Annotated in this window: 8 protein-coding genes and 3 pseudogenes; 1 reads left to right on the top strand and 10 read right to left on the bottom strand. The window is 49.4% G+C overall.

Annotated features, from left to right (window positions below; genetic code table 11):
* Window positions 1-132 precede the first annotated feature (132 nt).
* On the top strand, window positions 133-1,014 hold the full coding sequence (locus IQ254_RS12455; protein WP_228040610.1) for an alpha/beta hydrolase: 882 nt from the start codon (window positions 133-135) through the stop codon (window positions 1,012-1,014).
* Window positions 1,015-1,053: 39 nt separating this feature from the next.
* Here the strand turns inward: IQ254_RS12455 and IQ254_RS12450 are convergent.
* The 10 genes and pseudogenes from IQ254_RS12450 to IQ254_RS12405 form a co-directional block, all read right to left on the bottom strand.
* Window positions 1,054-1,296: pseudogene (locus IQ254_RS12450) on the bottom strand (hypothetical protein); the annotation flags it as partial.
* A gap of 12 nt (window positions 1,297-1,308) precedes the next feature.
* A pseudogene (locus tag IQ254_RS33565) lies at window positions 1,309-1,377 on the bottom strand (hypothetical protein); the annotation flags it as partial.
* Between the two features lie 20 nt (window positions 1,378-1,397).
* Window positions 1,398-1,715 carry an RHS repeat domain-containing protein gene (locus IQ254_RS12440; protein WP_313887438.1) on the bottom strand — a complete coding sequence of 106 codons (318 nt, stop codon included), beginning with the start codon at window positions 1,713-1,715 and terminating at the stop codon, window positions 1,398-1,400.
* A gap of 394 nt (window positions 1,716-2,109) precedes the next feature.
* Window positions 2,110-2,985: a WG repeat-containing protein gene (locus IQ254_RS12435; RefSeq protein ID WP_193966480.1), complete on the bottom strand. Its 876-nt coding sequence runs from the start codon at window positions 2,983-2,985 to the stop codon at window positions 2,110-2,112.
* A 29-nt stretch (window positions 2,986-3,014) separates the two neighbouring features.
* Entirely contained in the window at window positions 3,015-5,438 is a 2,424-nt protein-coding gene (locus tag IQ254_RS12430) for an RHS repeat-associated core domain-containing protein (RefSeq protein ID WP_369011300.1), read from the bottom strand.
* Window positions 5,439-5,453: 15 nt separating this feature from the next.
* Window positions 5,454-5,897: pseudogene (locus IQ254_RS33560) on the bottom strand (RHS repeat protein); the annotation flags it as partial.
* 35 nt (window positions 5,898-5,932) lie between these two features.
* Window positions 5,933-7,090, bottom strand: coding sequence for a transposase (locus IQ254_RS12420; RefSeq protein WP_193966478.1), 1,158 nt, complete (start codon window positions 7,088-7,090; stop codon window positions 5,933-5,935).
* 149 nt (window positions 7,091-7,239) lie between these two features.
* A complete protein-coding gene (locus IQ254_RS12415) occupies window positions 7,240-8,487 on the bottom strand; it encodes a PQQ-binding-like beta-propeller repeat protein (RefSeq protein ID WP_193966477.1) in 1,248 nt (415 codons plus the stop codon).
* A 66-nt stretch (window positions 8,488-8,553) separates the two neighbouring features.
* Window positions 8,554-11,409 (bottom strand): RHS repeat protein, encoded by a 2,856-nt coding sequence (locus tag IQ254_RS12410; RefSeq protein WP_193966476.1) that lies wholly within the window; start codon window positions 11,407-11,409, stop codon window positions 8,554-8,556.
* Between the two features lie 111 nt (window positions 11,410-11,520).
* Window positions 11,521-11,862: a hypothetical protein gene (locus tag IQ254_RS12405; RefSeq protein ID WP_193966475.1), complete on the bottom strand. Its 342-nt coding sequence runs from the start codon at window positions 11,860-11,862 to the stop codon at window positions 11,521-11,523.
* Window positions 11,863-11,864 lie beyond the last annotated feature (2 nt).

Genomic DNA, 11,864 nt, shown 5'->3' with positions numbered 1-11,864 from the left:
ATGACGGCTTGGATTTCAGGTTCTCTGGCACTAGATTCATTCCTCTGTTAGACCAGATCTTTGCGCTCTTGACAACCCCTTGCCGGTTACACATCCACCGTCTTACCAGCGGTTATTGAGAAGTTACCATGCTTGTTTCTTTTGTTGCGACAGCGTCATCTGATTTACCGTCCAGCAGCAGAATTGTCGCTACAACCCGACGACGCAGTCTTTAACCTTCCTCATGAGGATGTTTGGATATCTATCCCCAACTCTCAAGCACGACTAGGCGGTTGGTGGATTCCTGCTCCTACGCAGCAGGAAAACTTTATCGTTTTACCCAGTGAGCCTAGCAATATTCTGACTTCTCCAAAGGTTATTTTGTATCTCTGTGGAGTTGGGCGGAACATGGGCGACTACAATTATTTGGCTCGCGTATCCGCCTTTCGACAGCTAGGCTTCTCAGTGCTTGTGTTCGATTATCGGGGGTATGGTCTCAGTGAGGGAGACTTCCCTAGTGAGTTGCAAGTTTATCAGGATAGCCAAGCAGCTTGGAATTATTTACGGGATATGCGCCAGATACCGCCGGAGCAAATCATAATTTATGGCGAATCTTTGGGGGGAGCGATCGCACTGGACTTAGCGATAAGACATCCAGAAGCAGGTGGGTTAATCATGCAAAGTTCATTTACCTCAATGACAGAAGCGATTCAGCACAGAAGATTTCTCCAAATTTTCCCGGTTGGTCTGCTGCTCACGGAGAAATTTGATTCGCTGTCCAAAGTGCGATCGCTCCGGGTTCCTATTTTGTTTATGCATGGCAGTGCTGATTCAGTTGTTCCATCAGAGATGAGCCAACGATTATACGATGCCGCTTCTGAGCCAAAACAATTGTTTATTATTCCTGATGCTGATCATGTAAAGATTTACCAGCCAGGGGAGCAGTCATACCTCAAAGCCATTCAAAGATTTACTGAGTTAGTGCAACAGCACAACCCCGGCCAACCGCCCAATAATTCTAGTGCAGCCGATTGAACCAAACTGCTTGTGGAGTTACAAATTACTGGCAACCGCTTACCGAAAACGTTGGGTAGCTTGCCAATTGGTATCACGGCGGCTCACCGGGTTGTTATCAAAATCATAACGGTTGAGCTGTTCGGTGCCATCGGGGAGGATAGTTTTGACTAGACGGTTGCGGCTGTCGTACTCGTACCGGATTTCACGCCCCAGGCGATCAACGACGCTAATCAAATTTCCAGCTAAATCGTAGGTGTATTGAGTTGTGTTGTTGTCGGCGTCAACCGTCTCAATTAAGCGATCTCGCTTGTCCTAGATATACTGAGTTAAATTGCTACGGGCATCGGTCATAGTCGCCAAGTTGCCCCTAGCATCATAAACAAAGTTAGTGCCTGGCGCAGCTAGAAGACCTGCGCCATCGGGGTCAGCCTCCGTAGTTTGTACCGCTGATTCATTGCGTCATAGACGGTTTCGCTGCGGATGCCATTGGCATCAATCACCGCTGTTTGGTTGCCTGCTTTGTCGTAGATGAAGGATTCAGTAGCTTCCTCCGGGGTGCCCTTGGCATAGGTAACGGTGGTCATTCGATTCAAGGTATCAAAGACATACTCCGTGCGGTGCTTATTGGGGTCGATGAGTGCCGTTTGGTTGCCCGCTGCATTGTATTCACACTGCCAGATCGCTTCATCAGCCGTACCCTTGGCATAGGTTGCCTGCACCAAGCGCCCGTCTCGTAATCATAATTGGTCTGTCGCCTCAAGGCATCGGTTTCGATATTGAATCAAAAGACGGTGCCGCCAGCGAGGTAAATGCGACGGTAGTTGGGCATGAAAGAAAATTTTTGATCTTAAGATGCACAGGTGATTTGACGGATAGACGTATGGCAACGCCTACCCCACCGGCTCTTTTTAATACTATCCAAAATCACTTGAATGGAATTTGCAACAATGTCCCTTAACCGAACAATTGGTGGAGTGACGGAAGGCATGAGCAAAAAGCTCAAACTCATAAAACAGCAAGTCCATAGCTTTACTAACTTTGATAGTTCTCGTGCCCGTCTATCAGTTTACTGTTCTCATTAGCGACACTTATCACCATGAGACAAAAAGAACCTTACAAAGAAGAATAATTACATTTATCCAAGAAAAATTTTCCTTTCCTATCAAGATATCCCCAGTCTCGCTGCCCCCATGAAAAAGGCATAAAGATATGTAGAAATGAATATGGTCTAACTGCTGCTGCCCTTACTCGATTGTTTTCGTAGAACACTCCAGCAAAAAAGTCCAGGTATATTGATTCTCCCAGCTCAATTTCTATGTTCCCATCTTGATTTATAAAGCCTTGATAAACCCCATTACTACTTTTGTAAAATGCGGCTAGTCCTTCAGAAAACCGATGAACCTGCTCAAATTTTAAATTATTAATAGGTTCACCCTTTTCATTTATAAACTGCCATCTACTTGACGAATCATTCAGCTTTACTGCAGCAAATCCCTCAAAAAATGGTGCTGCCTCTTGAAACTGTGGCTCAATAATCAATTCGCCATTTGAGTTTATATAACCCCAAGAGTATTCTCTTTTAACTGCTACTTTTCGTTCGCGAAGAATACCTACGTCATCAAACTGTGGCTCTAGGATTACATTTCCTTTTTGATCAATCAAACCCCATTTTCCATTTGCAGGATCTTGAACTAAGGCTCGATCATTTGAAAATGGCCTCACAGAGAGATATTTTGGGCGGATGACTACACTTCCTTCGCTATTGACAAAGCCTTGCTTTCCATCTTCGGCAAAAATAAATAATCCATCGCCTTTCTCTTGAAAGTTTTTTCTGCCAACTTCTTTAGTGCTTCTTAAACACGGGTTGAGCGCTAAGAATTGGGGATAAACGCATCCTGAAACTGTCGCGAGAGCATAGATCAAGGACACTATGACTGAAAGCTTGCCAATAAGCAGAACCCTCTCTTTTATCAATCGATGCTTTGCCATAGAAATGACAATCAAGATAATTCTCTTTACTACCTTAGCATTGAGGGAGGAGTCATCGTAGGTGGGGGAGGCAGAACTATATCGCTTGAAGAAGCACATCCACAGTCGTTTAAGTAGCCACGAATCCACCACCGATATTGACTTATCCAAGGTCCCATTTTTTCTGTACTTGTAAATTGAGGGACTCGATTTGGTTCCTCTGAGTAGAGGGTATTTATTGCATCAGCTCGGCCTCCTACTTGATTGTCATATATGCTTCCCGATAACCCTCCTTGATACAAGGTTCCAAGGATACCTGCTTGCCGTCTAATACTAGTGGCTTCAAGGCCAGCCTGGCGTCTATGACGATTTGCTATATCATCAAATTCACTTGCATGATCATCAAGTATGGCCCCAATATAATCAATAGCTAATCGCTCGTCCTGTAACAGTCTTGTTTCTTGTTGCACTTCAGGAGCTATAGCATATGGGCTGATAGGCTGATTAAACGCATTTGGATTTCTCCTTCTGACGACCCCCTCCACTTGAGACGCAATCGTTCCCTCACCCGTGTGAATTTTACCTGGAATTCCGTAGTCAGAAATTGTTCCTGGTCTAGTAAGCAATCCTAATGGATTTTGTCCTCTAGTCCAACGATCATAAGGATTTTCAAGAGCTTCCCAGAGAATTACTCCTGCAATTGCATCAGGAGTCACATCAAAGTAAGAAGCTGCGTCGCACATATAATTAGCGTTTCTTCGGATATAGCCGAGAGCCCACTGACGCTGGACTTCATGGTAGGAAGATTCGCGAGCTTCCCATGGTGCTAATCCAGTGTAAACCCCTGGATCGCTTCCCAATGCACGTCTTATTGGATCAGGTATTAGCCCCGAGGGATCAACATAATTCGTAGGATTATTGCCCACATAACGATAGAGGTTGCTATCGCCTGCCCCAAAGCCAAGCGGGTCTTCACCCACAAACGTGCCAACTGCCGGGTCGTAATACCGCGCCCGGTATTGCATCAACCCCGACTCCTCATCCAACTCCCGCCCGGTATAGCCAAAGCGGAAGTCAAGAGCCGGATTGCTCTCACCGGTGACCTGTCCAAAGCTGTCATAAGTGGTATGGTTCAGCACCGTGCCCGTGTTGTTGATCACATCACGGATACTGCCCTGATGATCGCCCAGCGCCCAGCGCGTTTGCCCAGCCGTGTCCTCCGCTAGCACCTGGTCAATCTGTGGCCCGTGGAAATAGCGATGGGTGAGGTTGCCCGCCCCATCAAAGACCAGAGCAATATGGCTGCCGTCATAGACGAAGTTTTCCTCGGCCGCGGTGCCAGCGCCAGCCCCGTCTGCGTCTATAGCGCTACTCAAGCGCCGGTTGTAGACATCGTAGGCATAGAGCACCGTCTGAGTAATAGTGCCTGCCCCGTTCTTCGAGACAATTGAGGTCAATCGATTGCGGTGATCCCAGGTGTACTCTGTCGCCTTACCTGTGGCTACTTCTACCCGCCGAGTGCGATTGCCCTCGTTGTCATACTCATAGCTGTAGGTGCCATCATTCAGCAGCCGGTTGTGGTCGCCCGTGGTGTAGCTCATGCGATTGCCCGTCACGTCGTAGTCGTAGGCTTCATCGCTTTGATAGCTGTGGTTGCTGTTAGTCAGCTCGTGGCGGTCGTTGTAGCTGTAGTTGCTGGTGCCATCGGGGGTCGTAAGCTGCGTCAGCCGGTTCGCCGCATCGTAGGTGAAACCGTAGTCGGCAATGACAGTAGCCCCACGCTGATGGGTCAAATCCGTCAACCGCCCCGCCAAATCGTAGCCGTAGCTCGTCCCTGCAATCACTTGAGTGCCTGTCAGGCTGCTGTAGCGGCTGAGCCCCGTCATCTGGCTGGCGGCATCATAGGCCATCTCTACCCGTTTCGCGGCCACACCCGCCCCACTTTGGGTCATCTGGGTCACCCGATTGAGCGCATCGTAGCTCACGGTCTCAGTCCCCGCTTGACTGCCATTGATCGTGTCGGTGACCGTCGTCAGGTTGTTGACCGCGTCGTAGCCGTAGCTCAGCACCACACTGGGTACGCCCGGCGTCCCAGCATTGTTTACGCGGGTCAATCGACCGGCTAGATCATAGGTGTAGGCATAGGTAGAGGCTGGATCACTGGCTGCCGTCAGCTGGCTGGCGGCATCATAGGTGTAGCTGATCTGCCGGGTGGTGTTGCCCTGCCCATCGAGCCATTGCTCCTGGGTCTGTCGGTTCAGGGCGTCGTAGTTAAATTGCTGAGTCCGCCCATTGCGATCAATAAGACTCGTCAGGTTGCTGGTGGCATCGTAGCTATAGCGGCGAGTCAGGGCCTGGCCATCAACGGTAATGGTTTCCGTCTCCAATCGCTCCAGCGCGTCGTAGGTAAACGTGGTCAGGTTGCCCGACGCATCGCTGAGGCTAGCTAAATTGCCCACCCCGTCGTAGGTCATGCCGGTGGTTTCCCCTACAGCGTCGATGACCTGAGTTTGGCGATAGAGGGCGTCATAGCCGTACTGGGTGGTGTTGCCCAGGGCATCGCTCACTGATATCAAGTTGCCGATCGCGTCGTAGGCCCGGCTGGTGCTGTGCCCAAGCGGGTCGATCATCTGGCTCAGCAGATTGCGATTGTCGTAGCGGAACGTTGTGGTGCGGTTCAGCTCATCGGTGAGGGCCGTGATGTTGCCCTCGGCATCGTAGGTGGTGGTGCTGTCGTCGCCCAGGGCATTGACCATCGCGACCTGTCGGTTTAGCGGGTCATAGGTGTAGGTCGTGGTGCGGTTGAGGGCATCGGTGACGCGGGTCAGGTTACCCGTGGCATCGTAGCCAAAGGTAGTGGTGTGGTTGAGCGGGTCGGTCGTCTGCGTCAGGCGATTCAGCGCGTCGTAGCCGTACTGAGTCGTGCGGTTGAGGTAATCCTTAGTGGTGCAGAAAACTCATGACAGTCTCAGTATGAGAACGTAACGACCTTGGAGAACTCAATGCGGCAGTCTAAGGCATCTCGTTTGCGCCGAGAGGCGCAAGCGGGTGGTGGATTGCTTTTGGGGAAGGCTTGGAGGATAGGCAAGGGCAGTCGCTCGTAGCAGAGCCGAGCCAGTTCTCGCAGACCCAACTGCAGAAAACTCAAGCCTCGGTCACCATGCCAATCCAGGCGAGTCCGTTGCCCCGCCTTAACCAGCATCATGCCGACTACCAGGGCAATCAGATAGGCGCAATCCAACAGCATGACTAATCGGGTCAAGACGTTAGCATCGCGTAAACCCGAGTCGAGCACATCGAAGGCAGCTGATTTGTAATCCTTAAAGTGCAGTTCAATTCCTCCAAAACGCTGACCATAGAGCGCAAAGGTTTGCAGCGAGGCCGCTCGGCTCGACAGCACCGCCCAGGTATCTTGCGCACCGGGTACATTAGCCGTTGCTAGATGGGCATCGATATCGTCTAACGCCCGCACCCGCCCAACAAGATAGGCCTGTTCTGGGGGCGGAAAGAGGCTCTCTACGGGTTGAGTGCGCCCGTCGGTGGTGGTGACCAACAGGTCTGACTTCACTCGAATCGCCCAGTCCCACGACTGTTTGTTCAACCAGCGCATCAAGCCCCCGTGTTCAAAGCCCCGGTCAGCCAGCAACGTCACCTTTACCTCCGGCGGGAGCACCTGCTGAGCACGCTCCAAGACCGGTCGATACTGCTTAAAGCCCACCATGGCGCTGCCATGCTCCAGCACCACTTGAGCCAGCGTGAACGAGCGACCACCCCAGGCCATGCACACCTCTATCAGACAAAATCGATCCCACAGCATACTGGTGTCCAGCGTCAGGAGAATGGCCTCCCCGGCAAAGGCCGACAGCAGGTGACGCAGTATCGGCTCATAGTAGCGTTCCGCTGTGATCTGCGGGTTATGAAGAAAGTAGCTCAAGCGGCCCATATGGGCACGGGCACCGCAGTCGCGATGCGACAAATACGGAATCCACCGTCCTAGACAGGCTTCGCCGGACTGCAAAATCGCACCCAGAATCTCGGCAAACCCTTGCAGATGCCGCTGGTCTTTCGGTTGCACCCATTGACGCAATTGATCTTGCAGTTGACGATACAAGTGGGGTGTTTCCATGGGACTGGCCTTGAGTTGGGGAATTCAAGCCTCTCATGAAATACCCCTCCCTATCCACCTTGTCTTATTTGAGACTCCTTACACAGCAACCCTTTCAGGACTTTTCTGCACCACTAAGGAGGTAATCACGCTAAGATGTAACGTCCTAACTAGATACCCAATTTAAATAAAGCTAAATCGGCTGCATTTTCAGTAGCAATAAATATTGAATCTTTGGTTATGCAGGGTGATGAAATATAAGACAACTTTGGCCTTCCAGATGTAACTTTTTCAGCAAGATTTAAAGATTGAGTTACTAAATATTCAACATCCAAAAATTTCTCAAATCTAAACGGAATCTCCCATTTAAAAATTATTTTACTCGAAGCAGTATCAATACCCAAAAAATGCCCACCACAGCTTGTAAATAACACAGTTCCAGAGACTAATGGAGGTGATTTCGGCGGCATGGGCTGCCCAATATCAATAGACCATACTTTTTTCCCGCTATTTAAATCAACTGCATGAATCTGAAAATCAGCCATTTTGCCAATTAGCATTTCACCAGAAGCGACGAAGTGGCTGCAATACGACTGCCCGCTAACGCTGTATTGCCAATTCAATCTTCCTGTTTGCATGTCAATTGCGCTCAAAGTTTTATCCCTGCTAAAACTATAAACATTGCCGTTAGCAACTATAGGGCAGACATCCCAGTTATATGTAGACTTGCGGAACTCGCTAAAATTTAACTTCCAATTGATTGATTTAGAAAAAATGTCAATTGCATAAACCTCTCCACCGCCTGACTCAGCAAATACAAGTCCATTTGAATAAGCAAGATAACCAATTCCATAGTCACTTGAAAGTGCTAGCTTCCATTGAAAAATACCCGTCTCTGCTTCAAAACAGCAGATACAACCATTAATTGTTCCAATATAAATGCTGCCGTCAACGATAGTGACTGACGAGCGAGTCATGAACTTCCAAGAATCAGCGAAGGTGTTCTCAAAATTGCTATCTATTAATTCAAATATATCTAAGCTGAATTGAAACTCTCGTCTACTCAAATTTATGCAAAAAAGTGCAGGTCTAAGGTTTTGCAACATTGGCTGATACAAAAAATATGCAAGTTCATCTACGATTACTGGAGAAGAGAAGTAATCAGATGCTCCAAATATCGGCTGATTTATCTTTAGCGACCAGTTGATTTTTCCTTCTTCTGCGTCTATTTGGTAAAAACTCGCGAACATTGCATCGATTCTAGTTGCTAGGCAATACAGATAGCCTGATTCAAAAACGATAGTTTTGTCTGAACTTGCTAGCTTAAAGTCATTTAATCGCCATTGATAGCCACTTATTGCATTTACAGTGATGTCGATATCTTGGCTTCCAGTTCTTTGAAGATTAGCTCTAAACATATTCCTGAATTTGTAGGGATTATCCGTTTATGAGTTCAAAAATCCTCCTGTCATTTTCTCACACAATTAGAAGCTTGGACCAACTAGTTGCCTGCCTACATACCCTACTCCATTCAATACCGCAAGTCCTGCTGCACCTATGATAAGTACAGGTTGTAAAGCTCGTTCTAAGTTTGCTGCTAGAATTTCCTGAGCTACTTCTCCAAATAGCCCCTGATTGTTTGCCCTCATCTCTTCAGGTGAAGGCTGTCCCGTACCTGCAGTTCTACTTGGCCCTTCGAAAAAGCTGCCAGAGAAGATACTCCCATAAGAAGCTGCATTAAAGCTAACTCCAATTTCTCTATAAGTATCGCCAGTCTCACAGTTCTTTCCCCATGCAGCTGTAAAAGTTACTCCCCCAGCAAATGGAAAAGCTGATCCTAGAAAACCAAAATCTGGTAATACAACTTGCCTACGTGTGTAAGGGCCAGACTCAGTGCTTCCTATTCCAACCGTACTACTGATAAAACTATCTCTAGGATCGCCTCCTGTTACGGCTCCTGAACCTACTTCTGTTCCCTTGCCAAATGCATTACTAATCTGACCATATTCTCCAACAGTTGTATGAGCATAGCTTCCCGAACTACTGACTACACTATTTCGGAGAAAAACTAAACCACTCGGATCTGTGTAATTTACTGGGCTGTTCAAAACATAGCGATAGAAATTAGTGTCGCCTGCTTCAAAGCCCAAAAGATCTTCACTAATAAATCTGCCAATTTCACCATCGTAATATCTAGCTCTGTAATAGTAGAGTCCCGTTTCCTCATCAATCTCCCTACCCGTAAAGCCATAGCGGCTATCAAAGCTGCTATCACTTTCGCCAATTAGATTTCCATAAGAATCAAAAGTGCGATGATTCTTCAACGCTCCTGAATCATCAACCAAGTCCTTCACGGTGCCGAGATGGTCGCCAAGTTGCCATAACGTTGTGCCCGTGCCATCTTCCTGCGCTAGCACCTGATCCACCTGCGGCCCATGCAGATAACGCATTGATGGGTCAGCAATATTGCCCTTGAACTCCAGCAGCGCATCATCCCGATCATAGACAAAGCGCAGCGTCTCTGCCGTCGCATTGCCCGCCCCATCCACATCCACCGACTTAGCAATGCGGCGATTCATCACGTCATAGACATACTCTGCCCGCTGCACCTCAGTACCCACAGCATTCTCATCAATCACCGCTACCAAGTGGTTGAGGTAATCCCACACAAAGACTCGCTGACTGCCTGTAGCGATCTCTGTCTGAGTGGTCATATTGCCCTCAGCATCGTAGGCATAGGTATAGATACCATCCGAGACCAGTTGATTATTGGTACCCGTGCTATAGCTGGTGCCATGCAGATGCGACTCAAGGCGATTACCATTGGCATCGTAGTCGTAAGTTTCATCGGGGTTGTTGGCGTCGCTGTGCAACGCCCCAGTCAGCTCATTACGGGCGTTGTAGCTGTAGTCCGTCACCCCATCCACATCACTGATTTGGGTAATGCGATTAGCATCGTCATAGGCAAAGCCGTAAAACGCCAGTTCTCCACTGCCATTGCTATGCGCCAGCCGCTCCAGGCGATTGTGCTCATCGTAGGCGTAGCCCGTCGTGACCACAGGCATCGTATCTGCCAAGTCGCTGTAGCGGGTGATGGACTCAAACTGGCCAATCGCATCGTACGCAAAGTCCACCCGCTTAGCATCCACGCCAGCGCCGCTCTGGGTCATCTGCACCACTCGGTCTTCGGCATCGTAGGTGTAGGTCGTCACACCCCCAGCCACACCATTGATGAAATCACTCACCGAGATCACATTGCCATCGGCATCATAGCCATAGCTCAGCACCACCGTCGGCACTCCGGTTGTCCCAGCATTGCTCACCTGCACCCGCCGACCCAGGGCATCGTAGCCAAAGGTATAGGCCGAGTTAGGGTCTTGCACCGCAATCAGCTGATCCGCCGCATCATAGGCCATCGTTGTGGTACGCAGGGGGTTGCCCTGGTCATCCAGCCACGCCTCCTGGGTTTGGCGGTTCAACCCATCAAAGCTAAAGCGCCGCGTGCGACCATTGCGGTCAGTGGTTTCAACGCGGTTGCCTACCGCGTCGTACTCATGGCTGCGGGTGCTGTTGAAGGCATTGGTCTCACTCACCAGGCGATCTCTGGCATCGTAGCCAAAGGTCGTGGTGTTGTTGACCGCATCGCTCAGACTCAACAGATTCCCCGCCGCATCGTAGGTGTAGGTAGTCTCACCAGCGGGGTCTTCCGCATCGCGGGTCAGGATGAGGCGATCTAAGTTGTCGTACTCCATCTCCGTGCGCTGCCCCAGCCCATCGGTCTGCGCCAGGGTGTTGCCCACCTTGTCGTACTCCGTGGTGGTCGTAATCGTTGTCGTGGTTCTGGCGGCGCTGGTCATGGTGATGCGGCGACCCAGGTCGTCGTAGGTATACTCGGTGCGTACGCCGTTGGCATCGATCTGAGCCGTCATCTGGTTAGCGGCATCGTAGACAAACTGGGTACGGTCACCCGATTCATCTACCATGGCGACCAATCGGCCACGGGCATCGTAGATCGACTGGGTGGCCTCTCCATTGGCATCGCGGCGGCTCACCGGGTTGTTATCAAAATCATAGCGGTTGAGCTGTTCGGTGCCATCGGGGAGGATGGTTGTTACCAGGCGGTTGCGACTGTCGTAGAGATAGCGGGTCTGGCGACCAATGGGGTCAGTGGTAGCAACTAAGTTGCCTGCCTTGTCGTAGGTTTGGGTTGAAATCGGCGAGGTGAGTGGCCCTGCGCCATCGGGGTCGGCCTCTGTGGTTGGTACCGCTCGATTCATCGCGTCATAGACGGTGTCGGTGTGGTTACCGTTGGCATCAATTACCGCTGTTTGGTTGCCCAATCGTCATAAACGGTCGCTCCCTCACAAAGTTCATTAATTATATGCTGGCATCATACACTGACCAAAATGGCTTCTCCCTCAGCATTGTCCTTCGAAATCGTGAAGCACCTATCACACATTTTCGTCAATCCATTCTTTTTGAGTCATTAATACAAAATTAAAAACTTTTTCCGAATCTTCACCAAAAACTTCCAAGATTTTTTTTGCAGCACTGTTGCATTGACTCATGAAATCTTCCCAATCAGCAGAAGAGATGCTTGATAAGTCGGCAATTTCATCCATCAGAGGAATGATCTTCTGGTTTTCGTGCTTAAATCCCTCTATCCCTAGGACTGCCACCTTTTGAAGAGTGCAATCTTCCACAAATTTTAATGCATAACTAGATAGAATGTATAGCTCCTTGCCATGAGTAATTCCATGCTCTTTGTATAAATCAAACAGACTTAAAGACATTG

It is taken from the genome of Nodosilinea sp. LEGE 07088 (assembly GCF_015207395.1).
Taxonomy (GTDB): Bacteria; Cyanobacteriota; Cyanobacteriia; order Phormidesmidales; family Phormidesmidaceae; genus Nodosilinea.
Note: the sequence above shows the minus strand (reverse complement) of the source record. Positions and strands in the feature narration are given on the sequence as shown.

Excerpts from the sequence above, each read along its gene's own strand:
- IQ254_RS12435 (WP_193966480.1), bottom strand. The coding sequence starts at position 2,985 with ATGGCAAAGCATCGATTGATAAAAGAGAGGGTTCTGCTTATTGGCAAG.
- IQ254_RS12430 (WP_369011300.1), bottom strand. The coding sequence starts at position 5,438 with ATGACCTACGACGGGGTGGGCAATTTAGCTAGCCTCAGCGATGCGTCG.
- IQ254_RS12420 (WP_193966478.1), bottom strand. The coding sequence starts at position 7,090 with ATGGAAACACCCCACTTGTATCGTCAACTGCAAGATCAATTGCGTCAA.
- IQ254_RS12415 (WP_193966477.1), bottom strand. The coding sequence starts at position 8,487 with ATGTTTAGAGCTAATCTTCAAAGAACTGGAAGCCAAGATATCGACATC.
- IQ254_RS12405 (WP_193966475.1), bottom strand. The coding sequence starts at position 11,862 with ATGTCTTTAAGTCTGTTTGATTTATACAAAGAGCATGGAATTACTCAT.